This window comes from Mucilaginibacter sp. CAU 1740 (genome assembly GCF_039839285.1).
Classification (GTDB): domain Bacteria; phylum Bacteroidota; class Bacteroidia; order Sphingobacteriales; family Sphingobacteriaceae; genus Mucilaginibacter.
On record NZ_JBDOQS010000013.1, the window covers coordinates 149,673 to 173,847 of the forward strand.

At 42.9% G+C, this 24,175-nt stretch carries 22 protein-coding genes; 14 read left to right on the forward strand and 8 right to left on the reverse strand.

Annotation, left to right across the window (positions count from 1 at the left end):
- The first annotated feature begins 169 nt into the window (after positions 1-169).
- The 3 genes from AAFN85_RS24655 to AAFN85_RS24665 are packed head-to-tail and all read left to right on the forward strand — an operon-like array spanning position 170 to position 2,286.
- Positions 170-811: a 4'-phosphopantetheinyl transferase superfamily protein gene (locus tag AAFN85_RS24655; protein ID WP_347530432.1), complete on the forward strand. Its 642-nt coding sequence runs from the start codon at positions 170-172 to the stop codon at positions 809-811.
- Positions 808-1,566: a lipoyl(octanoyl) transferase LipB gene (gene lipB, locus AAFN85_RS24660; protein WP_347530433.1), complete on the forward strand. Its 759-nt coding sequence runs from the start codon at positions 808-810 to the stop codon at positions 1,564-1,566. Before AAFN85_RS24655 ends, lipB begins: the two co-directional genes overlap by 4 nt.
- Positions 1,567-2,286: an SGNH/GDSL hydrolase family protein gene (locus AAFN85_RS24665; protein WP_347530434.1), complete on the forward strand. Its 720-nt coding sequence runs from the start codon at positions 1,567-1,569 to the stop codon at positions 2,284-2,286. It abuts the gene before it with no gap.
- Between the two features lie 554 nt (positions 2,287-2,840).
- Here the strand turns inward: AAFN85_RS24665 and AAFN85_RS24670 are convergent.
- Complete coding sequence (locus AAFN85_RS24670) at positions 2,841-3,320, reverse strand: hypothetical protein (protein WP_347530436.1); 480 nt, start codon at positions 3,318-3,320, stop codon at positions 2,841-2,843.
- A gap of 90 nt (positions 3,321-3,410) precedes the next feature.
- Positions 3,411-4,838: an L-serine ammonia-lyase gene (locus tag AAFN85_RS24675; protein ID WP_347530438.1), complete on the reverse strand. Its 1,428-nt coding sequence runs from the start codon at positions 4,836-4,838 to the stop codon at positions 3,411-3,413.
- Positions 4,839-4,980: 142 nt separating this feature from the next.
- On the opposite strand from AAFN85_RS24675, the gene AAFN85_RS24680 reads away from it, so the two are divergent.
- Both AAFN85_RS24680 and AAFN85_RS24685 read left to right on the forward strand, forming a co-directional pair.
- Positions 4,981-5,457, forward strand: coding sequence for a DUF5684 domain-containing protein (locus AAFN85_RS24680; protein ID WP_347530440.1), 477 nt, complete (start codon positions 4,981-4,983; stop codon positions 5,455-5,457).
- Positions 5,458-5,474: 17 nt separating this feature from the next.
- A complete protein-coding gene (locus tag AAFN85_RS24685; protein WP_347530442.1) occupies positions 5,475-5,822 on the forward strand; it encodes a DUF2752 domain-containing protein in 348 nt (115 codons plus the stop codon).
- On the opposite strand, the gene AAFN85_RS24690 is transcribed toward AAFN85_RS24685, so the two are convergent.
- Positions 5,816-6,550 (reverse strand): RDD family protein, encoded by a 735-nt coding sequence (locus AAFN85_RS24690; RefSeq protein WP_347530443.1) that lies wholly within the window; start codon positions 6,548-6,550, stop codon positions 5,816-5,818. The genes AAFN85_RS24685 and AAFN85_RS24690 overlap by 7 nt on opposite strands.
- A gap of 92 nt (positions 6,551-6,642) precedes the next feature.
- On the opposite strand from AAFN85_RS24690, the gene AAFN85_RS24695 reads away from it, so the two are divergent.
- The 7 genes from AAFN85_RS24695 to AAFN85_RS24725 are packed head-to-tail and all read left to right on the forward strand — an operon-like array spanning position 6,643 to position 13,881.
- Positions 6,643-7,602 (forward strand): stage II sporulation protein M, encoded by a 960-nt coding sequence (locus AAFN85_RS24695; protein WP_347530444.1) that lies wholly within the window; start codon positions 6,643-6,645, stop codon positions 7,600-7,602.
- On the forward strand, positions 7,602-8,471 hold the full coding sequence (locus tag AAFN85_RS24700; protein WP_347530445.1) for a hypothetical protein: 870 nt from the start codon (positions 7,602-7,604) through the stop codon (positions 8,469-8,471). The genes AAFN85_RS24695 and AAFN85_RS24700 overlap by 1 nt, the downstream gene beginning before the upstream one ends.
- Before the next feature lie 6 nt (positions 8,472-8,477).
- Entirely contained in the window at positions 8,478-9,242 is a 765-nt protein-coding gene (locus AAFN85_RS24705; RefSeq protein WP_347530447.1) for a DUF4129 domain-containing protein, read from the forward strand.
- Positions 9,239-10,417: a DUF4350 domain-containing protein gene (locus tag AAFN85_RS24710; RefSeq protein ID WP_347530448.1), complete on the forward strand. Its 1,179-nt coding sequence runs from the start codon at positions 9,239-9,241 to the stop codon at positions 10,415-10,417. Before AAFN85_RS24705 ends, AAFN85_RS24710 begins: the two co-directional genes overlap by 4 nt.
- Positions 10,418-10,419: 2 nt before the next feature.
- Complete coding sequence (locus AAFN85_RS24715; protein ID WP_347530450.1) at positions 10,420-11,397, forward strand: MoxR family ATPase; 978 nt, start codon at positions 10,420-10,422, stop codon at positions 11,395-11,397.
- A gap of 8 nt (positions 11,398-11,405) precedes the next feature.
- The gene (locus AAFN85_RS24720) at positions 11,406-12,752 is read left to right on the forward strand and encodes a DUF58 domain-containing protein (RefSeq protein WP_347530451.1); all 1,347 of its coding nucleotides are present in this window, start codon (positions 11,406-11,408) and stop codon (positions 12,750-12,752) included.
- A 1-nt stretch (position 12,753) separates the two neighbouring features.
- Positions 12,754-13,881 (forward strand): hypothetical protein, encoded by a 1,128-nt coding sequence (locus AAFN85_RS24725; RefSeq protein WP_347530452.1) that lies wholly within the window; start codon positions 12,754-12,756, stop codon positions 13,879-13,881.
- On the opposite strand, the gene AAFN85_RS24730 is transcribed toward AAFN85_RS24725, so the two are convergent.
- The 5 genes from AAFN85_RS24730 to AAFN85_RS24750 all read right to left on the reverse strand — a co-directional run bounded on the left by AAFN85_RS24730 (position 13,882) and on the right by AAFN85_RS24750 (position 21,052).
- Complete coding sequence (locus AAFN85_RS24730) at positions 13,882-14,673, reverse strand: mechanosensitive ion channel domain-containing protein (protein WP_347530453.1); 792 nt, start codon at positions 14,671-14,673, stop codon at positions 13,882-13,884. It abuts the gene before it with no gap.
- A 363-nt stretch (positions 14,674-15,036) separates the two neighbouring features.
- Entirely contained in the window at positions 15,037-16,668 is a 1,632-nt protein-coding gene (gene groL, locus AAFN85_RS24735) for a chaperonin GroEL (protein WP_347530454.1), read from the reverse strand.
- Between the two features lie 148 nt (positions 16,669-16,816).
- The gene (gene groES / locus AAFN85_RS24740) at positions 16,817-17,092 is read right to left on the reverse strand and encodes a co-chaperone GroES (protein WP_090530466.1); all 276 of its coding nucleotides are present in this window, start codon (positions 17,090-17,092) and stop codon (positions 16,817-16,819) included.
- Positions 17,093-17,422: 330 nt separating this feature from the next.
- Positions 17,423-18,190 (reverse strand): hypothetical protein, encoded by a 768-nt coding sequence (locus AAFN85_RS24745; protein WP_347530455.1) that lies wholly within the window; start codon positions 18,188-18,190, stop codon positions 17,423-17,425.
- A 90-nt stretch (positions 18,191-18,280) separates the two neighbouring features.
- Positions 18,281-21,052, reverse strand: coding sequence for a DNA gyrase/topoisomerase IV subunit A (locus AAFN85_RS24750; RefSeq protein ID WP_347530456.1), 2,772 nt, complete (start codon positions 21,050-21,052; stop codon positions 18,281-18,283).
- A gap of 314 nt (positions 21,053-21,366) precedes the next feature.
- Between AAFN85_RS24750 and AAFN85_RS24755 the strand changes: the two genes are divergently transcribed.
- Positions 21,367-22,083 (forward strand): hypothetical protein, encoded by a 717-nt coding sequence (locus AAFN85_RS24755; protein WP_347530457.1) that lies wholly within the window; start codon positions 21,367-21,369, stop codon positions 22,081-22,083.
- A 116-nt stretch (positions 22,084-22,199) separates the two neighbouring features.
- Positions 22,200-24,098 carry a DNA topoisomerase IV subunit B gene (locus AAFN85_RS24760; RefSeq protein WP_347530458.1) on the forward strand — a complete coding sequence of 633 codons (1,899 nt, stop codon included), beginning with the start codon at positions 22,200-22,202 and terminating at the stop codon, positions 24,096-24,098.
- Positions 24,099-24,175 lie beyond the last annotated feature (77 nt).

Here is a 24,175-nt window from a genome sequence, read left to right on the forward strand (position 1 = left end):
AAAGCAGGCCCTTTTTCGGCAATAAAACGGCAATTGGCAAACGCGGTTTTATACAGGTTGTTAAAGGGTGAACCGTTTCGCAATCAATGTGTTATCAATATTGCGGTTGGCATACATAATTTTCTTTTTTTTGACATATGTTTGCAACCTATTTTGCAACTTTACTTATATGGCGATAGCATACAGGCAGCGTATTGATGATGACACCGAGTTTGCACTCTGGCGCATTGAAGAGGAGGCTACCGACCTGTACAACCAATTACAACTTAACCACGAAGAGAAAGATTTTGTGGAAAGCCTGAGCAGCGGCAAGCGCCACCTGCACTGGCTGGGCACGCGTGTACTGCTGCGCAAAATGCTCCGAACGGATGAGTATATAGATTGTAAAGTTGATGAACATGGCAAGCCGTACCTGGTTAACCTGCCATACCATATTTCGCTAAGCCATTCGTTTGATTATGCCGCTGTAATGATCAGCAAAACGCATAAGGTGGGTATTGATATTGAGCAGATCAAACAAAAAGTTGAGCGTATTGCCGGTAAGTTTATGCGTAAAGAGGAGCTTGCTTTTATAGGCGGCAAACAAAAAATAGAGCAGCTTTATGTTTGCTGGTGCGCCAAAGAGGCCATTTATAAATGTAACGGACAAAAAGAGGTATCATTTGCCGATAATATTTTCCTTGAGCCTTTTGAGTTTGAGCACCATGGCGTGGTGGATGCCCGCTTACAGAAAAAGGATGCGCTTATTAATTATACAGTAGGCTATATGCAGTACCAGGATTATATGATAGGCTACGTAAAGGGGGAATGATGAAGAACAAAAAAGTATTTTTTCAGGATTGGGGATTGATCGATTACCAGGAAGCCTGGGATAAGCAGGAAGCCCTGTTTAGCCAAACGGTGCAAACCAAAATAGATAACCGCAACCGCGAAACCGCCTACGAAGCAGCCGCTAAAAACGCGGGTACTACGGTAGCCTATGATACCATCGAAGCCGACGAAACTTTTAATTACCTTGTTTTTTGTGAACACCCGCATGTATATACCTTAGGTAAAAGCGGAAAGCCCGAACATTTGTTATTGGATGCCGAAGGGTTAAAAGCCAAACAAGCCGTTTACTACCCGATAAACAGGGGAGGGGATATCACCTATCATGGCCCCGGACAAATTGTAGGTTACCCAATATTAGACCTGGATAATTTTTTTACCGATATCCACCTGTACCTGCGCACGCTGGAAGAAGCCGTGATCCTTACCCTGGCCGATCTGGGTTTAAAGGCCGGCCGATACGAAGGTTATACAGGTGTTTGGTTTGATGCCGATAATGAAAACGCCCGTAAAATTTGCGCTATGGGTGTGCGCTGCAGCCGCTGGGTAACCATGCATGGCTTGGCACTGAACGTTAATACCGATCTGGATTATTTTGGTAACATTGTGCCCTGCGGCATTGATGATAAGGCGGTAACCTCTATCCGGAAAGAACTTGGCCATCCCGTTGATATTAATGAAGTTAAACAAATCCTTAAACACCATATTTCCGTACTTTTTGGTATGGAGATGTTGTAAATGAGGATCATCATATTAAGTTTACTTACGGTTTTTGCCCTTTCGGCCTGCGCTAATAAGAATGAGCCTGCGCCGTATAATTATATTCCACCATCAAAACCAGATATTGTGGTTCAGGATACTATAACATACCTTGCCCTTGGCGATTCGTACACCATTGGTGAATCCGTACCGCCCGATCAGAATTTTCCAAATCTGTTGTCTAACCAGGGTTACAGCGTTAAAATATTCACACCAACCATCATTGCCCGCACCGGCTGGACAACCCAGGAATTGATCAATGCCATTGACCAAAGCGACATTAAAGGGAAAACTTATGATATGGTTACCCTGCTTGTTGGCGTGAATGATCAGTACCGAGGCCTGAGCCAGGACAACTACCGGGTAAAGTTTCAGGAAGTATTAAATACCGCCATCAAATTTGCGGGCGGGATAAATAGCCATGTGTTTGTATTATCGATACCGGATTATGGGGTTACACCTTATGCTAACGGAAAGGGTGATACTATCAGTCCGCAGATCGATCAGTTTAATGCTATCAACGCCGAGATTAGCGCTAATGCCCATGTTAATTATATCGAAATAACCAATATCTCCAGGCTTGCAGCCAATGATCTTACTCTTTTGGCAAGTGACGGATTGCACCCTTCGCCCAAAATGTACCAGATGTGGGTGGATAAGCTAAAGGTTGAGGTGCAAAAGGTGTTTGCGAAAAAGTAAAGCAATCACTGGTCGAAGTTACGCTATCGCTAAACTTCGACCAGTAATAGTATTTTTTTGCTTTGTTTTTTTTGTAACTTATTTTAAGCCAGTCATTTGTTTTTTTTGGAGCGACGGTTTTAGGCGGTTTAATGGGGGTTAACGCTTGTTAATACTATTTTGTTTCTATTTGTCTGATTGTTAGTTATTTAAATCGGTGTTAACCCTGAATTCTGTTAACCCTTGTTAACCCCTGGTACCTGGTTGGAGTTATGCTATTTAGCCTGTGGTCGGTGTTTTTACCGTAAGTGTTCGGAAGAAGTAAAAGAAGCAGGGGAAAGTGCGATTCCCTCCCTTGGGAGGGTGTAGGGAGGGGTTTCTCAATATGCTTATCCGTTAAGCAAGGCGTACAAACCCCTCCCTGCCACTGCACAATCCATCGCGCCCCTCCCGAGGGAGGGAATGTAAAAATCCTCCGAACAGCTATGGTGTTTTCACCGTACCACAGGATCTGAAAGTATTTGTTTTAATTGAAAAGGAATAGAGGCCCGGCAATCCGATTGAGCAGGATCATTTTAGTGGATTTCTTTCCAATCTATAGTATCATGGTATTCATAGTAATCGGCAATGGCTTCAATGTCATGAAGCGGCGTTTCTTTAGGAATATGAATACTGTCTAAATAATCTGTGTATTGCTTGTGGGTTGAAAAGCCTTTTTCTATTTTCTTTGCTGGAATTACAACGTACCAGGCTTTCCATACCGTTTCTCCGTGTAGCAAATCATTTTCATAATAAACAAGTATAACGCCATTTACAACTGTAGCTTTTTTTATGTGAAAGAAACCTGTATCGCCATCAACTCCCACCAGGTTCATGCCCCATCCGGCTTCTTTGTTTACAATTATTGCTTCATAAGGTTTTACTAATGGTAATCGGGCCGAGTCCCACTCTCCTTTTTCTGTGTAGAAATCATCTACTGCAGCTTTCTTATTGCTGCCGCAACTACAGCACAATAATAATCCGATTAGTAAAGAGTATAAGAGAACGCATTTCATAAATTATTGAGAACTAATTACTACTCCGCTCAATTTACGCTTTAATTTCCGGTTAGAACTGTGATCTACCGTAAATATTAAGTGAAATATCTAACACTCCGGTAAACTGATCGGGATATTAATAGCCAACCCACCATCACTTGTTTCCTTATACTTCGAATTCATATCCAATGCGGTATGCCACATGGTTTTAACTACGGCATCTAAACTTACTTTAGCCTTTTCGGGGTTACTTTGCAGGGCCAGTTGTGAGGCTGTTATGGCTTTGATGGCGCCCATGGTATTACGCTCGATGCAGGGTACTTGTACCAGGCCGCCAATTGGGTCGCAGGTGAGGCCGAGGTGGTGTTCCATGGCAATTTCGGCTGCCATGAGTACCTGGCGTTGGGTACCGCCCATACATTCGGTTAATGCCGCCGCGGCCATGGCCGATGATACACCGATCTCGGCCTGGCAACCGCCCATCGCTGCAGATATGGTTGCCCCTTTTTTGAAGATGCTGCCTATCTCGCTGGCGGTAAATAAAAAGTTGATCACCTTTTGCTCGGTATCGCCTTCGCAAAAAGCGATATAATATTGTAATACTGCCGGGATCACACCAGCCGCACCGTTGGTTGGAGCAGTAACTACGCGGCCAAACGAAGCGTTTTCTTCGTTTACAGCCAATGCAAAACAGCTCACCCAATCCAGCGTATTTTTAAAACTATCGCCGGTAGCGCGGATGGCTGCAACCCACTCATCATAATTGCTGTATTTATTATTGCCGATGAGCCGGGCGTTTAGCTTAGCCGCTCGACGGGCCACATTTAAGCCGCCAGGTAATTGCCCAGTAGTATGACAGCCTCGGTATATACATTCTTTCAGTGCTCTAAAGATATTAAGCACACCCGTACGGGTTTCCTGCTCGCTGCGCCAGGCCAGTTCGTTTTCGGCAACCACCTCTGAGATACGCAGACCTGTTTTTATGCACCAGTGCAGCAGTTCGGAAGCGGTATCGATAGGGAAGGGCAGGTCGACCTCGGCCTTGTTTTGGCCCGATGCGCCATCTTTTACCACAAAACCACCACCTATTGAATAATAGGTTTCGGATATCGCCTTGCCATTATTTAAAAAAGCCTGGAAAGTTACGGCGTTGGGATGGTAGGGGAGGCTTTCGTTAAAAAGGAACAGCAGATCATCATCGGCATAAAAACTTACCGGTAGTACACCGCCAAGTATTAATTGATTAGATGCTTTGATGTGCGCTATTTTGGGTGTTACCTGGTCAACCTCAAAAGTAACCGGGTCATCGCCGCTTAGGCCTAATAATATAGCTATATCTGTACCGTGGCCTACGCCTGTTTTAGCAAGCGAGCCGTATAATAATATCTTAACCTGTTGTACTAATGGCAAAACACCCTGCTCTTCTAACGATTGTACAAACTGTTGCGCGGCACGCCATGGGCCAAGCGTATGTGAGCTTGACGGGCCTATGCCTATCTTAAACATATCAAAAACCGAAATCTGTTCTCTTTGCATCAAGGCCAAAATTAACTATAATTTACAATTACCGGCTCTGTAATAAATACGTTGTGCATTATAGTTTTGATAAAAATATTTTCTATTTTCGATGAAACTTAAACAAACAATAACCTCAAAACTTAAACACTAAACAAAACCTATGGATTCTTACACTTCGTCTGCCGATATGTCGAGTAACGCGGTAGCTGCGATTTTTGGCGCATTTTTAATTCCGATTTTTATTATCGGTCTCATTTGCTTAATTAGTATATGGAAGATTTATAGCAAAGCCAATAAACCCGGTTGGGCATCAATAATTCCTATTTATAACTACATAGTTTGGCTCGAAATTATTGGAAAACCTATGTGGTGGTTGGCAATTTTATTGCTTGTACCTTGTGCAAATATTATTTTCGTTATATGGATGATAAACCTACTGAGCAAAAGTTTTGGAAAAAGCGAGGGATTTACTGTAGGTATAATCTTTTTACCCTTCATTTTTTTGCCAATTTTAGCTTTTGGCAGCGCTACTTATTTAGGCCCATCAGCTAAAGAAGCGCAAGGCAACATACCTTTCGATCCAAACAACTACCGCGATCCTTTCAATAATCAAAATCCTCCGCCACAAAACTATTAATGTGGTTAAGTTATAACATGATACATGCATCCTGCAACCAGTTGGGCTTTATCCGCTGGTTGCAGGGGCATTTATTACCTTGTCCTTTTAAATATCTTACGGGTATTGATTGCCCGGGTTGTGGTTTCCAACGCTCGGTAATGGCCCTTATCCAGGGCGATCTTCAAAAAAGCTTCCTGCTTTATCCTGCCACTATCCCACTGATCCTGTTTTTTTTATATGGCATAGCCGATAGGCTTTTTAAGCTTGATAATGAAAAGCATATCATCAAGAAAACAGTATTCCTGATAAACGGGAACATTGTGCTGATAAGCTATTGCGTAAAAATGTGGCATGTTTACCACTATGGTAGCTACGCCTATTGATAAGGCTCGGCCATGGCGCTTATGTGGGTGTAATCTTTTATAATGGCCTGCAAAAATTGCAGGTCGTTCATATCTGATGGTACCGCTGATATTTTAAGATGATCTTTTATTTTTTGCGCCATTGTATAAACTACCATGGCGTTATGCGTTTTTACATAATTGTGGATCACATCGCCTATTAGCCTTACATCCTCATCGTGCAGTTCGGCTACTTCTTTAAATATAGGTTCGTAATCATCAGCTGCCGGACGGAAAGTTAAGCTATCTATTTTTGTGCGTGGATGAGTTTTAACCATGGCTGTACCGGCAACCAAATCGCCCAGGCGCTGACCATTTTCGGTAAGCAAAGCCGATAGTAAAGCTCCCATATTTAGGGTGATGCCAAAATCAACCATCCGCATCAGCCACCTTAGCAAGTACTGGCTAAACCTTGGGCGGTTACCGTTAAGGCTTATTACCCGTATTTTCATTACCCGTTTACCTACGCTTTGGCCATTAAGGGTTATTTCGCAAACCAGATCGTAAAACGCGAAAACGGCAACCATAATAATTATCGTTATAATAAGCACGGTTTTGGGCATCCTGCTTACCACCAGGAAAAAGAGGATGAGATAAAAAGCTATGAAGATGGCGTAATCAATTATCCGGGCCAGTATGCGTTCACCAATGCCGGCAATTTCATAGTCTATATCAATATTTTGAGTTGTGTGTACGGTTATGGTTTGCATGCTAAACAAAGATATATTTGTTAATGCAAAATATCATTGCTTATTAAAGATTTGTAACTATTTTAACAAAAAATAAAACCTGCTTTAAAAAAATGCGTGAGGCGCTGTTTATCAAACAAAATACCGAAAAGTGGACGGCCTTTGAAACCAACAAACCTACCGATCCCGACGAGCTGGCTGCCGCTTTCATAGCCATTACTGATGATCTGGCCTATTCCAAAACCTTCTATCCGCAATCAAACACTACAAAATACCTAAACGGACTTGCATCAACCTTTCACCAGGATATCTACAAAAATCAGAAAGAAAAGAGTAACCGTTTCATCACATTTTGGCGCTACGAACTGCCGCTGATATTTTTTCAATATCGAAGACAGCTTTTATACTCGCTGATATTTTTCCTGGTGTTTACCGGCATGGGGGTGCTATCAGCCAAATATGATAACCATTTTGTGAGGTTGATAATGGGCGATGATTATGTGAACATGACCAATGATAACATTGCCAAAGGCGATCCTTTTGGGGTTTATAAAAGCATGTCGTCGGGTTGGATGTTTCTGCAAATCGCGGCTAACAACATCTTTGTGGAGCTTCGCTTTTTTGTAATGGGGCTGTTTTTTTCGGTTGGTTCACTATACGCCAGTCTTACAAACGGGGTTATGCTGGGTTCATTTCAATATTACTTTTTTAGTAAGGGATTGGGTATGCAATCAGTATTGGTGATCTGGATTCATGGTACGCTCGAAATTTCATCGTTTATTGTAGCTGGTGGTGCCGGCCTGGTGCTGGGCAACAGTTTGCTGTTCCCGAAAACTTATACCCGGCTGGAATCATTAAAAAAAGGCGCGCTTGATGGTTTGAAAATTACCATGGGGCTTATTCCGGTTATTTTACTGGCTGCTTTTTTTGAAAGTTTTATAACCCGCCATACCGAGATGCCGGTTTGGTTAAGTATTATTATATTAGCTGCATCATTGCTGTTTATGATATGGTACGTGGTACTGTATCCGGCAAAGCTTAACAAAGGCCTAAACTATACATCAAATAATTAATGAAATATACTATTGAGCTGAGAAGGATCCGTGATTTTGGCGAAATAATAAATGATACCTTCACCTTTCTGAAACAAAACTTTAAGCCGCTTTTTTCATCCCTGTTTCTAATCTGTGGCTTTTTTATACTTGCTGGTACAGTTGCAACCTCATTTTCGCAAATATCCATTCATGACATTGGCAGCGGGGGCGCAACCGAGTACGATAGCAACCTTACCACAGGCATTGGTATAATTGCCGGTGGGTTTATTACAGTACTGGGGCAGTTTTTTATTTATCTCAGCACGCTGTGCTTTGTTGCTGTTTATAATGAAAAAAAGGGCGAAAAGATCACTGTGCAGGATGTTTGGGGATACTTTAAATATTATTTCTTCCGCTCGCTGTGGTCTGGTTTTTTACTGATCCTTTTGGCTTGTGTTGGTTTTGTATTTTGTATAATACCGGGCATATACCTCTTTAATGTATTTTACCTGGTGCTGCCCATTATGGTAATGGAAAATGCCAGTTTCAATTACTCATTTAACAAAAGTTTTAAGCTGATAAAAGATTATTGGTGGACAATTTTTGGGATAATATTCGTTTGCTCGATCATTGTTAGCGTAGGCAGTTCTATAGTTACCGTTCCTTTAACCTTAATGTCCGGACTGCGCCTTTTTATAAAGTTTAAATACATTTCGTGGCCTATCATCATATTTTTAAGCATGTTGCAAAACATCCTGATGCTTAGTTATACTATACCTACAATAGCCATAGCATTAAGCTATTTCAGCCTGCAGGAAAGGAAAGATGGTACCGGCATAATGGAACGCATTGAGGCATTTGGCAGCCATGCCGATAAACCCGACGATTTACCCGCCGAGCAATACTGATAAGCTATGCCTAAACCGATACTGATATTTTTACTGCTATTGCTTTTTTCAATGCCGTCTGTCGCTTTGCCGGTAAAGGGAAAGGCTATTGCTGTTAAAACGGATAGCGTAACAAAAAAGAAGCCTGCTGTTTTACACTCCGATAGTTCAAAAGTTAATGTACGGCGTTTTAGCGAACCTGCACTTGATAAATATAGGGCCGACAGCGATTATCAATATAACGATGTAGGGCCAAACCAGGAAATATCTTTATGGGATAGGTTTTGGAACTGGTTTTGGCGGGCAATATTGGAGGGTTTGAGTGCTAACCCGGGTATGGGTAGCTTTTTGAAATACCTGTTTTTGATATTGGGAATAGCCTGCATCGCCTATTTTGTGATGAAGCTTTTGGGTATGGATATGGATTCGCTGATACTGGGCAAGGCACGCAAAACGCCGTTGGCCTACAGCGAATCGACAGAGAATATCCACGAGATAAATTTTGATGAAGAAATTGAAAAAGCTATTTCATCCCATAATTACCGCTTAGCTGTACGCCTGCTTTACTTACGCAGCCTCAAGCAACTTAATGATGGCGAGTATATAAAATGGCAGCCCGAAAAAACAAACTCGGCTTATATATATGAGCTTAATAATCCCACCGTACGGCAGGATTTTATATCCTTAACCCGCCAGTTTGAGTACGTTTGGTACGGCGGCTTCAGTATTGATGGCAGCGCCTTCGGTAATATTAACCAGTTGTTTCAAAACTTTAAAAAGCAGCTGTTATGAGAGACCTGAAGATATACCTGATCATAGCCACAACGCTGTTTGTACTTTACGTTGTTGCCAACATGAACAAACCGCGCGAGGTTGACTGGAGGCCCACATTTAGCAACGTTGATAAAATTCCGTTTGGTACCCGGGTGCTTTATGAACGTGCCGACGATATTTTTCCTGGCGCGGCAATTAAGCCTAAGCGTAACGCTATTTATAATACCATTGCCGAAGATTCTATCAAAGGATCAACCTACGTTATTATTGCTGCCAGCCTTAATATTACCCAACCCGATATTAAACAGCTTAAAAAGTATGTAGCTGCCGGTAATGACGTTTTTATTGCTGCCGAATATTTTGGTGAGCCTTTTAAAAAGGAACTGAAAACAAGTGTTGATAACAAGCTGATCAACGTTAATGATCATACGTTGATCCATTTTGTAAACCCGGCGCTTTCGCCCGAGGTGCATTACTATGTGGATAAAGGCCTTACTTCGACCTATTTTACCCAAATAGATACAACACGTGCCGTAGTACTTGGCGAAACTGATAAACACAACGCCAACCTGATCAAGTACCCTATAGGTAAAGGTAATTTGTACTTAAGTACATTGCCCGGCATGTTTACCAATTATAGCATGCTTAAAACGCAGGGTGCCGAATGGGCTTCAACCACGTTATCAATGCTGAAACGTACCCATGAAGTGGTTTGGGACGAATATTATACCCAGGGCACAGGCGAAGAGGATTCGCCGATGCGGGTGTTTTTTGGTAACCCGCAGCTAAAGGCAGCTTACTACCTTGCGCTGGCTGGTTTACTGATATTTGTGCTTTACGAGGTTAAAAGGCGTCAGCGTGTTATCCCTGTAATTAAACCGCTCGAGAACTCTACCGTTGATTTTGTTAACGTGGTTGGCCAGGTTTATTACGAACGCCGGGAGAACATCAACATAGCCCGTAAAAAAATGCAATACTTTTTGGCTAACGTACGCGAAAGCTACCGCATGAAGGCCAACAGGCCAGGCCCTGAGTTTGTTGAAGAACTGGTTAGCCGTACCGGTGTTACCGAAGAACTGGCCCGGAACCTCTCCGGCGCATTTATTTTTATCAGCACGCATGATCTGGTTACAGATAATGAACTGATCAGGCTGAACTTCCTTATCGAACAATTTTATATCCAATCCAGGTAAATATGGAAAACGAATTTTTTGAACAACGTACCGATCTTACAAAGCTTAATACTGCTGTTGAGCAAATAAAGGCCACTTTGGCAACAATAATTGTTGGTCAGCAGGAATCGATCGATCTGCTGATAGCAGGTGTACTGGCCGATGGGCACATCCTTATTGAAGGTGTGCCGGGCGTTGCCAAAACACTTACCGCCAAGCTTATTGCCAAAGCTATTGATGCGAAATATTCCCGCATCCAGTTTACGCCCGATCTGATGCCATCGGATATTTTAGGTACCTCTGTTTTCAATCCTAAAACAGCCGAATTTGAATTTAAGCAAGGGCCGGTATTTGGTAACATCATTCTTATTGATGAGATCAACCGTGCACCAGCAAAAACGCAATCGGCCTTATTTGAGGTGATGGAAGAGCGGCAATTGACCATAGATGGCCATCGCTATAAAATGGATGAGCCATTTACTGTTTTAGCCACTCAAAACCCGGTTGAGCAGGAGGGTACTTACCGCTTACCCGAAGCCCAGTTAGATAGGTTTTTGTTTAAGATAGAGGTGAAATATCCAACCCTCGAGGAAGAGATAAGCATCCTAACCCGCCAGCACCAGCAAAAAACTACTGACCAGTTAAGCGAGATCAAACCTTTGCTTTCTGCAGCTGATATTATCCAGTTAAGGCAACAGGTGCGGGCGCTGCATGTGGAGGATAAGATATTGGAGTTCACGGCCAAAATTATTCACGAAACCCGCAACAGCAAATCGTTACAGTTGGGCGGTTCGCCGCGTGCTTCATTGGCTATTATAAACGCCGCTAAAGCGCTTGCTGCAACCCGCGGTCGTGATTTTGTTACCCCGGAGGATATTATTTACGTTGCAGCGCCGGTATTGCGCCACCGTATTATGCTAACGCCTGATAAGGAAATGGAGGGCGTAACCCCTGATGAGGTAATAGCCCAGGTAATCCAGAAAATTGAAGTGCCACGATAACTGATCGCGTGAAAAAGCTATTCGGAATTATTTATACAAACCTGTTTTTAACCACACGCCTGTTTGGCGCTATAACCGCCTGTGTGGTGTTGTACCTGCTATCGTTTTTCTTTACGTGGCTGGGTATAGTGCCCGATATTGCTTTTTACGCGCTGTTGCTGCTTTTCGCTATTGATTTTTTAATGCTTTACCGCAAAAGCGCCGGGGTGTTTGCCAAACGTATGGCCCCCGAGAGGTTGAGTAACAGCGATGATAATGAGATAAGCATCTACATTGAAAACAGGTATGGCTTCAGGATCAACGCGGGTATTATTGATGAGATCCCCGAGCAGTTTCAAAAACGTGATGTTTGGTTTGCAACAACCATCAGCGCGGGCGAACGTAAGCAGATCAATTATGTACTGAGGCCAACCCGCCGTGGCGAATATGAGTTTGGTTTTGTAAGGGTGTTTGTGCGCTCGGCACTTGGGTTGATAGCTAAGCGTTACAATTTTGAGCAAACCGAAACCTTGCCGGTATATCCCTCATTTTTGCAGATGCGTAAGTACGAGTTGATGGCCATATCAAACCGCCTTACGGATATCGGCATAAAAAAAATAAGACGGATTGGCCATAGCATGGAGTTTGAACAGGTAAAAGCCTACGTTCCGGGCGATGATTACCGCACCATAAACTGGAAGGCCACCGCCCGTCGCGGCGACCTGATGGTAAACTCCTATACCGACGAAAAATCGCAGCATGTGTATTGTGTTATCGATAAGTCGCGATCAATGCGTATGCCGTTTGAGGGGCTTAGCCTGCTGGATTATGCCATCAATGCCAGCCTGGTATTATCAAACGTCGCTTTGCTAAAAGAGGATAAAGCAGGCCTGATAACCGTAGGCGAAAAGATAGGATCGGTAGTGCCTGCGGATAAAAACTACGCGCAGCTTAATAAAATAATGGAGGTTTTGTACAAGGAGAAAACCCGCTACCTTGAGCTTAATATGGAGGCGCTGTACACCAATACGCGCAGGGTATTGAAGCAACGTAGCCTGGTTATTTTCTTTACCAATTACGAAAGCTTACCGGCCTTACAGCGCCAGCTGCCTTTTTTGCGCCGCATAGCCAAATTCCATTTGCTATTGGTGGTGTTTTTTGAAAATACCGAACTGAAAACCTTGAGCGAACAACCTGCCAACGATGTTGAAGGCATCTACATAAAAACCATTGCCGAAAAGTTTGCCTATGATAAGAAATTGATGGTAAAAGAACTGGCAGGGTATGGCATCCAATCAATATTAACATCGCCGCAAAACCTTACGGTTAATACGGTGAACAGGTATTTGGAGATCAAGGCGAGGCAAAAGTTATAATATGTTTCAACTGATTAGAATATTGATCAATATTGTGTTTTATGTTGCCAGGCAGGAAGCAAAAAATCAGGCTGCACCTCAGTTGGATCCGGCCTTATTTCAAAAAAGGTCCAAATCTATCAGTCAATATATTGAAATGGCATCTAATGCCATGATAAATGACGGGCGTAAACCTGATGAGGTTAAAACCATGTTGCTTGGTAATGGTTTGCATGAAGACCATTTGGATGTGGTGATAGAAAAGGCAGAAAACCGTTATAAAGATTGGTTTAACGAAAATCAGCATGCCACAGTAAGTGTGTTAAATACATACAATGAGTTATCTGTTCAGCAAAATGCTGGCATAAATGAAGCGGCCGTAAAAACGATATCAATAGCCGATGAGGATCACGCCCTGCATTACAGTGCCTTAATAGGCTTTAAAAGGTATTGCGACATAGTCGGCAGGATGGTACTATACGCTGTTACCAACGATGCCATGGTAGCTGCAGCGGTTATTGTAAATGGTGATATTGCCATAAAGCAAGGCTCATTTGCGCGACACGGAGGGAACGAGGATCGTTTGTTTTTGCGGGCCGTTGCTGTTAATAATCAGCGGCAGGCCGTATATCCTTATTTGAGTGGCAGTAACCCCATTTCATTTCAATCCGGGCAAATAACAGAATGGGTTAATGGCGACCCGGTTATTGAAGCTGAAATAAAAGGGGAGTGGAATAAACGCTTGCAGCTTTGTTTTTTTGCTACTGATTATGCGGTTAATAAAAACATATACAAAAGTGGGGATAATATCAATATCAGGCTTTCGGCATTTGCTTTTGACCTGCTGGAATCTGAGCGAAATAATAACCAGTTAAATCAGGAAGTAAAGGGCTTGTGGCCCGCTACAGGATATAAACATCCAAGTTATTTTGGCTTTGAGGCCGTGATACTTGAAATTAAAGCCGCCGCAGTTGATAAGCAGTCCATAGGCTGTATCATGACATTAATGTTGGTGAACAGTGGGTACATACCAGGTTCCGACCTTATAATTGATACCTATGTTTCAAACAGTAATATCAAGGCCGATAAGATACAAAAAGGGATGCTGGTAACAGGCACGCTCTGGCTTCAGGGCGAACTTGCCGATTAATTAAAAGCCCGGCTTAGGGAAGTTGATACCACCCGCTGCCAATTCCTTCAACATCGCTTCCTGTAAATTGATCTTTGCAACTAAAAAGTTGGCAGGATCAACCCAAACGTTAATGGTGAACCTTACACAATCATTATCAAGGCCGATAACTCCTACGCGTGCTGCCTGATCATGTAATATATCTTTACTGGCGTTAACAACATGCAGCATGATGGCTTTCGCCTTTTCCATATCATTGCTGTAGCCAACACGCAACTCAAAATCGAGACGGCGTTTTCCTTCGCGGGTTACGTTTACAATTACTTCGTTAAATAATTTACCGTTGGGGATGATCACCGTTTTATTATCGGCAGTGATGAGTACGGTGTAAAACATCTGGATAGATACAACCTTACCGTCCTGTCCCTGGGCTACGATGCTATCATCAATTTCAAATGGTTTTAATAAGAGAATCAATACACCACCTGCAAAGTTCTGGAAGGTTCCGGAAAGGGCTAAACCCGCCGCTACCGAGAACGCGCCGATAATGGTGGTGAAAATGGTCATTTCCCAACCTATAATGTTCATTACCCATATCACGAGCAATACATATAGGGCGGTAATGGTTAAACTTAAAAAAAAGGGTTGTAATGACGAGTGTACCTGCCTTTTGGCCATACGCATACGCAAGCGGTTACGCAGCCATTTAATAAACCAGATACCTATAAAAAATACGATGATCCCACCTACATAATTTGGGCCGCGGGTAATTAGCCAATGGTGGAGTTGCGGATAAAATTCGTCCAGTTTCATAACTGGGCGCAAAGTTAATAATTATCTATTAACTGTATAAAGATACAAAGAGCTCGGGCCCTTTGAAAAGTACCCAATCAACCAGGGTGCTTTGTATTTGTTTAGTTTTTTGAGATAGACGTTTCATGACCTGCATTATTCAAATCCTGTGCCTAATGGGGGCTGTATCAGATTTGTTATGCAAATTTATGCTTTACACACAGCCTAAAAATTAAAAATTAATCAAATGATTGATTAATGACCATCCGTTTACTTTGGTATGACGATAACAGCCTGTAATAAAGCACAAAACCCTGTCTGCAAAAACAGACAGGGTTTTGATGAGTATATATTTTGGTACACCCGTTTCCGGATGCGGGGATATTACATCATACCACCCATACCGCCGCCACCCATTGGTGGGCCAGCTGGAGCATCTTCAGGATCGTCAGCCAATACAACTTCTGTTGTTAACAACATAGCTGCAATTGAAGCCGCGTTCTCTAAAGCAACACGACCTACCTTAGTTGGGTCGATAACACCGGCAGCGATCAGGTGTTCGTATTTATCGGTACGTGCATTGTAACCAAAGTCGGCAGTGCCTTCTTTAACTTTTTGCACAACGATCGAACCTTCGATACCAGCGTTTTCGCAGATTTGACGAAGAGGCTCTTCGATAGCGCGACGGATGATCTGGATACCAGTGTTCTCGTCTTCGTTATCACCTTTCAAATCAGCGATAGAAGCAACCGCACGGATGAAGGCAACACCACCACCAGCTACGATACCTTCTTCAACAGCGGCACGTGTAGCGTGTAAAGCATCGTCAACACGGTCTTTTTTCTCTTTCATCTCAACTTCGGTAGCAGCACCTACGTAAAGTACAGCAACACCGCCAGATAATTTGGCTAAACGCTCTTGTAATTTTTCGCGGTCGTAATCAGAAGTAGTTGATTCAATTTGCGATTTGATCTGGGCAACACGGGCTTTGATCTCTTCTGCAGAACCTGAACCATTGATGATAGTAGTATTATCTTTGTCGATAACGATTTTCTCAGCAGTACCTAAGTAGCTAAGGTCGGCGTTTTCTAATTTGTAACCTCTTTCTTCCGAGATCAAAGTACCGCCAGTAAGGATAGCGATATCCTCTAACATAGCTTTACGGCGATCACCAAAGCCTGGAGCTTTAACAGCAGCAACTTTCAGTGAACCACGGATCTTGTTAACTACCAAAGTAGCTAAAGCTTCGCCGTCCAAATCTTCAGCGATGATCAACAATGGTTTGCCGGTTTGTACTTGTTTTTCAAGGATTGGAAGCAATTCTTTCATCGAAGAGATCTTTTTATCGTAGATCAGGATGAAAGGGTTTTCTAATTCAGCTTCCATTTTATCAGCGTTGGTTACGAAGTAAGGAGAAAGGTAACCACGGTCAAACTGCATACCTTCTACAGTTTTAACTTCAGTTTCAGTACCTTTTGCTTCTTCAACAGTGATCACACCGTCTTTACCAACTTTTTCCATTGCTTCAGCAATTAATGAACCGATAACCTCGTCGTTATTTGCAGAGATAGAAGCAACTTGTTTGATTTTGTTATTGTCTTCACCAACAGTTTGCGATTGAGTTTTCAGGTTTTCAACAACAGCTGCAACAGCTTTGTCAATACCGCGTTTCAAATCCATTGGGTTAGCACCTGCAGCTACGTTTTTGATACCTGCAGTTACAATAGCCTGAGCTAAAACGGTAGCAGTAGTAGTACCGTCACCTGCAATATCGGCAGTTTTTGAAGCTACTTCTTTAACCATTTGAGCACCCATGTTTTCAAGGGCATCTTTCAGTTCGATTTCTTTAGCTACAGTAACACCGTCTTTAGTGATAGCTGGTGAGCCAAATTTTTTATCGATAATTACGTTACGGCCTTTAGGACCTAAGGTTACTTTTACTGCGTTAGCAAGGATATCAACACCGCGTTTCAGGGCGTCGCGTGCTTCAACATTGTATTTAACTTGTTTTGCCATTTTTTTAGTTATTGAATTATTGAGTTAATGAATTAGTGATTTGAAACTCACTCTCAATAATTATTTCTTTTGATTTTTGTCTTTTCCGAATAAGCGGCCTGAACAGTAATAATTCACTAATTCAATAACCCACTAATTCACTAATTGATTAAAGAACCGCGTAAATGTCAGATTCACGCATGATCAAGTACTCTTTACCTTCGTAAGTAATTTCAGTACCTGCGTATTTACCATATAAAACCTGGTCACCAACTTGTACGGTTAAAGGCTCATCAACTTTTCCCTGGCCAACAGCAACGATAGTTCCACGCTGAGGTTTTTCTTTAGCAGTATCAGGAATGAAGATACCTGAAGCAGTCTTCTCTTCGGCGGCTGCGGCTTCCACTACAACCCTATCGCCGATAGGTTTAATGTTTAATGACATAGTTATAACTGTTTGTTTATTTAAGTTTTCAGCCCGAAGTGCAACATCAATTATGCCAACTGCCCGTTATGCCAGTTATTGACATGCTAAACTGTTTTAATGTCAGCAAAAGGTTATTGGGCTTTGGCGGCTTAACAATTTTTTAACGGGATGGTGTCAGGATGTCAGTATGACTTGGGGATGACGGAGGGGATCAAATGTAGAGACGCATTACATGCGTCTCCCAGAGGACAAGCAGCCTTGCTTATCCAAGATGTATTGTTAATAAAGCCGAGCAGTTGGATTTGCATGCGGGAGACGCATGTGATGCGTCTCTACAAAAAAATAATCTTACGCCGTCTTCCTCTCCGCGGCCAACTTCTTCAATTCATCCTTAGCCTTGGCAAACCACACTTTATTGCTTTTCCGCTCAACCGGGCTAAGTTGCGATTGCTCGTTAAGCATATCAGTAAAAATCTGCCAGGCCTCATCGCTGCGGTCAGCACGGCTCAGGAACATGCCGTATTCATATCTCGGCTCGAAGTAGGAGTAGCGGCCTTTCATTAGTTTAAATTCGTTTTCGGCCAGCTCCGGCTGATCGGCAAGTTCCAACGCTTTTGCATATAGAATATGCGCTTTTGACCGGGCGAATTGCGGTAGCTTGTAGAGGCGTTTAGCAATCGGGATCACCTCGCTGTACATGCCTTTTTCAAAATAAGCAATGATGAGTTGGGCCTGCACATGTTCGTTTTCGGCAAAGGCGCCGGTAAGGCTGTTTTGATATAGCTCGATAGCTTTATCAGTAAGGCCCGCCTCAAGATAAGCGTCTGCCAGTTTTACACGGTTGGCAAAAGTATCGGTAAAGCGTAATTCATCTTCCAGGCGTTTTATTTTAGCCCCCGGGTTTATAACAGCTTCTACATTGATTTTTGGCGCGCGGAAATTGCGATTAGATAGTATTTCGCTATAGATATAATAAATGGAACCGATCACAGGTAAAACAATGATCATCCAAAGCCATTTTTGCTGTGTACCACGCCTGATGCAATGGATGGCGCAAAATGCTTCTAAAATTAAAATGAGATAATAATAGTTTCCCCCACCGAAAAACATGCCCATTGATGATATAAGATTTAGTAATAACTCAAAAATATAAAAAAAGGCCGTAAACATTATGCTTACGGCCGAAAATTCAATTTTTTAGTTTATTTAAAATAAGCCTAATTGCCCTTGATCGTCTATGTCAATATCGTCGGGGTTAGTTATCTCAAAATCTACTTTTTTTGCTGGAGATTTTGCAGGTTCCTCAGGGGATTGTTCCGGTTTTTTTGCCTGGGATTCTACTGACTGGTCTGGTGATTCCACCGATTTTGATTCGGATGATGACTCTTCCTCGTTAGGCTCTGTTACTTCCGAAGGGCTTTCTTCCTGTGCTTCATCTGTTCCCGCTTCTGTTGTTGCAACTTCATCACTTATCAACTCAACTGATTTAACAGGGCTTTGCGACAGGCGGTTACCCATAGCTTTCATACCTTTAACATCAATCACTTCTGCAAGGTTCAGTTCTAACGTTTCAGGTGTTTGATCTTTACCTTTCAGGTGTACCATGCTAACCACCGGCGCGGCATGGCCCAGTATTACCATTTTCGAGCCGGCTTCTTCGCTAATGAGGCTCACCTGCTTACCAATAGCAACGTTTTCAAAATTGAAACGCTTAACCAGGTAGTTTTTCGATTTGCCCTCAATGTGTACAATGGTGAATACCGCCTGCGGATCATACTTCTCGATCAATACCATCATCTTATCATCAAAGTGATTGTTAAGATCGAAGCTGGTTAGTTCGTACACACCATTACTTAGTACGGTTAGGATCCGGTCGTCGCCATCAAACTCGCCCAGGTATTTACCTCGGCTATCGGCATTCAGGCGTTTTAAGATGTCATCATACCAGATCTTACGGCCAGCCAGTGTTGATACACCTTTGCTTTTCAGGATGATCTTTTTAACCGGGTATTTGGTAATGATATTACCCATAGAACCACGGCCTTTAATAGCTATCGAAGCGAAATCCTCATCAAATTGCAGCTTTTTAAGTTTGGAGTGCGGTTTAAGCTGTACGTTTACCACCTCGGCCTCACCGTTGGAGTTGGCGGTAAAGTATAATACTTTTGATCCTTTGGTGCCTTTGGTAAGGTCGTATTCCTTATCGCGGGTTACACCCATTACCGAGAAACGTTTGATATAGGCGATGCCGCTTTCGCCATCTTTATATATCATGTTGTAAACGGTACGCTCATCGTTCTTTTTAAAAACGGCGGCATGGATAATATCTTTACCCACAAAAACCTTATCCTGCACCTTGGTGATCACACAACGGCCATCCCCACGGAAAACAATGATCTCGTCGATATCCGAGCAATCGCCCACAAACTCAACCGACTCATCTTTTTTCAGGCCCGAACCCACAAAGCCGTCTACCTTGTTAACATATAGTTTAATGTTGGCTAAGGCTACCTGGGCTGCTTCTACCTTATCAAAGGTGCGCAGTTCGGTTTTACGCTCGCGGCCTTTGCCATACTTTTCTTTCAGTTTTTCAAACCAGGCAATGGTATAGTCGGTGAGATGTTTCAGGTGATGTTTTACCTGTTTTATCTCATTCTCCAAAGCTTTCATTTGCTCATCCGCTTTTTTAACATCGAAGCGGGTGATGCTGCTCATCGGTTTATCGATCAGCTTTTTATAATCCTCGGGCAGGATGGTGCGATAAAATTGAGGGAAGAAAGGCTCAAATAACCTGTTTAACACCTCAAGTACTACTTCGAAATTACCTGAGTTTTCGTACTCAGCGTTTTTATACATCCCCTCCTGGATAAAGATCTTTAATAACGAACTGAAAAAGATCTTTTCCATCAATTCGTTCAGCCTGATCTCCAACTCTTGCTTCAACAGATCTTTGGTGAAGAAGGTGCTTTCGGTAAGCATATCGTTCACGCTCATAAAGCGCGGCTTATCATCCTGAATTACACAGGTGTTTGGCGATATGGAAACCTCGCAATCGGTAAAGGCATAAAGCGCGTCGATAGTTACATCGGGCGAAATGCCGGGAGCGAGGTGTATAATGATCTCTACATCTTTAGCTGTATTATCCTCGATCTTTTTGATCTTGATCTTGCCTTTATCATTGGCAGATATTACGCTATCAATTAAGCTGCCGGTGGTGGTGGTGAAAGGGATCTCGGTAATGGCCAGCGTTTTTTTATCGCGCTCCACAATTTTAGCCCTCACACGTACCTTGCCGCCACGTTGCCCTTCATTATATAGGGAAGCATCGGCCATACCACCGGTTGGGAAATCCGGAACAAGATTAGGGCGTTCGCCTTTTAGCGCTGCTATCGATGCATCTATCAGCTCGATAAAGTTATGCGGCAAAATTTTGGTAGCCAAACCTACGGCAATACCTTCCGCACCTTGAGCAAGCAGCAATGGGAATTTTACAGGCAGGGTAATAGGCTCTTTATTACGGCCATCATAACTGGCCTGCCATATAGTGGTATCGGCATTGAAAACAACATCGAGCGCGAATTTTGATAAGCGCGCCTCGATATAACGTGGTGCCGCCGCCGAATCGCCGGTTACCGGGTCGCCCCAGTTACCCTGACAATCAATCAGCAGGTTTTTCTGACCTATCTGTACCATAGCATCACCAATGGAGGCATCACCATGGGGGTGATATTTCATGGTATTACCAATAACGTTGGCTGCTTTGTTGTAGCGCCCGTCGTCCATTTCTTTTAGCGAATGCAGGATACGGCGTTGTACCGGTTTTAAACCATCATTAATGTGTGGAACCGCCCTGTCAAGAATTACATACGATGCATAATCCAAAAACCAGTTCTCGTATAAGCCATCGAGCGATGTAACGGCATGTAACTTTTCATTATCAGGGGCAGGTGTATCGTTTTGATTCAGATCGTCACTCATTATTCAATAAAAAACTTTTGGATGGGTAAAGATACAGATTATGTGCAGATGTTGCAGAGCGCAAGGCTATAGTTTTTAGCATTAAGGGTTGTTGATTTTATCAACAAAATTGTTACGTTTGTTTGTGTTTTTAACGAAACAATAGAAAATTGACAGCGTAAAAAAATACGTCACGAGCAAATAAATTTTTGATGTTATCGTTAAAGCAAGGCAACTAACAATGCCGAAGTGATAATTGGTTCAATTGTTTGTTGACAATTTATTATATTTACCTATGATGCTTTTGCCCGTAAATTTGGGGCATACCCTTTGAAATGAAAGCTATTTTGAAGCCGACCATAACCTTGTTGCTATTGGTTTTATCATTATTGTGTTTTGAGCAAAGCACAGCACAGATAAAACCTTCGCAGCTTTATGCTCAAAATAAGCGTAAACCTGCAAAAAAGAAAATTATTTATCCTGCAGCAAAAGCCGAGCAGGGTTCTGAGCAATACAAAGATTTTATCCGTGTATTAGCGCAAGCCAACGTTGTTTACACCCCACCAAGAGGTTTTAAAGAGATCCAGGCCCCCAATGATGAGGATTTTTTATTTGATTACGCACTCGAAATTCCGGATCAGGACTTTGAGGTTTGGTACCAGGTAAAATCGCAAAAGCAAAACTATGTGAGTTATGAGCAGGGGCGGTATGATACTGATAAGCAAACCGAAAACCCCGACTCGTTGTACATTAACATGAGCCGCGCCCAGGCCACCGCATTTACCGGCGAACGTGAAAATCCGCTGCGCGTTATACCCAATAACGTTTTAAAACGCTTTAAAGCTGATGCCGGAAAATCATACCTGTTAACCCTGCCCGATATCCCGGCTACCAAGCATTATAAATACGCTTTGCTCATTACTTTGCAGCGCAACCACACCGGCACCATTATGGCTGTTTGTTTCACCAACGATAAAGGCCCGGAGTTTTTTAAAAATGTTGACAGGGCAAGCAACTGCTTGAAATTCAAAGCTGAAGGAAAAAGAAGGTAGGCTACATCTCCCCGAATGTTAATAAGTTGATATTTGTCTCCGGTTTATTCAAACCGGAAGTTTTATTTTTGCAGTTGGTGCATTTTGTGCCTCTTTAAAATTCTATTCTATTATAAATGGCAGAACCAGTTAATTATAGTGAAGATAGTATCCGCTCCCTCGATTGGAAGGAGCACATCCGTTTACGTCCCGGTATGTATATCGGTAAACTGGGCGACGGCTCGGCTTATGACGACGGTGTATATGTTTTGTTGAAAGAGATCGTTGATAACTCGATAGATGAGTTTGTGATGGGATCGGGCCGCACCATCGAGATCAACATGAGCGATCATAAGGTCTCGGTACGTGATTACGGTCGCGGGATACCTTTGGGTAAAGTGATTGATTGCGTATCCAAAATAAATACCGGTGGTAAGTACGATAGTAAAGCATTCCAAAAATCGGTAGGTTTAAATGGTGTGGGTACCAAGGCGGTAAACGCGCTCTCAAACTCGTTCACCGTACAATCATACCGTGATGGTCGCACCAAACTGGCCGAATTTGCCAAAGGGGAACTGATTCGTGACGAAGCAGAAAAAGATACTACCCAACGTAACGGTACCGCTATTAACTTTTTGCCCGATGATACCATTTTCAGGCATTACCGTTTTATCCCCGAGTTTGTAGAGAACATGATCTGGAACTATGTGTTCCTGAACGCTGGCCTCACCATAAACTTTAATAACCAGAAATATTATTCGGAGCGGGGCCTTTACGATCTGCTTACCCGTAATACCGATGCCGAAACCCTTCGTTATCCTATTATCCACCTAAAAGGGGAAGATATTGAGATAGCCATGACCCACGGCCAGCAATACGGTGAAGAATATTACTCCTTCGTAAACGGACAGAACACCACCCAGGGCGGTACCCACCAGGCTGCCTTCCGCGAGGCGGTGGTGAAAACCGTGCGCGAGTTTTATAAGAAAGAATACGACGCGGCTGATATCAGGGCATCGATAGTTGCCGCTATCGCTGTCAAAGTGCAGGAGCCGGTATTCGAATCACAAACCAAAACCAAATTAGGCTCACTGAATGTTGGTCCGGAAGGCCCATCGGTACGTGGTTTTGTTAACGACTTTGTTAAAAAGGAGCTTGATAACTACCTGCATAAAAACCCTGCCGCTGCCGACGCGCTGCTAAAACGCATCCTGCAATCGGAACGTGAGCGTAAGGATATAGCCGGTATTAAAAAATTAGCTAACGAGCGCGCCAAAAAAGCATCGTTGCATAACCGCAAGCTTCGCGATTGCAAACTCCATTTTGAAGATACACACGAACGTAAACAGGATACCACGCTATTCATCACCGAAGGTGACTCGGCCAGTGGATCGATCACCAAATCGCGCGATGTGATGACCCAGGCCGTATTCAGCTTAAAAGGTAAGCCGCTAAACTGCTTCGGCTTAACCAAAAAAGTGGTTTACGAAAACGAGGAGTTTAACCTGTTGCAGCATGCCCTCAATATTGAGGATGGTTTGGATGGCCTGCGTTACAACAATATTGTAATAGCTACCGATGCCGACGTTGACGGTATGCACATCCGCCTGCTGCTCATGACTTTCTTTTTACAGTTTTTCCCAGATTTGGTGAAAGCCGGTCACGTGTCAATCTTGCAAACCCCGCTGTTCCGTGTTCGTAATAAAAAGGAAACTATTTATTGTTACAGCGATGAAGAGCGCCGCAATGCTATCGCCAAATTAGGCAACAAACCAGAAATTACTCGATTTAAAGGTTTGGGCGAGATCTCGCCCGAGGAGTTTGGGTTGTTCATTGGCAAGGATATGCGCCTCGATCCGGTAATTTTGCGTGATGCCAACGTAAAAGGCCTGTTAGAATATTTTATGGGCAAAAACACCCCAACCCGCCAAATGCACATTGTAAATAATTTGAGGGTTGAAAAAGATGATGAAACTATTAATCCTACACTAAAAGAAACCGAGGTAGCAGAAGAGGAGTTGCCGGTGGCAGTGTAAGCAACATTATTTTAATTTTATAAAAGAGGGACTAACGAATCAAATCGCAGTCCCTCTTTTGCTTTAGTACCAAGATG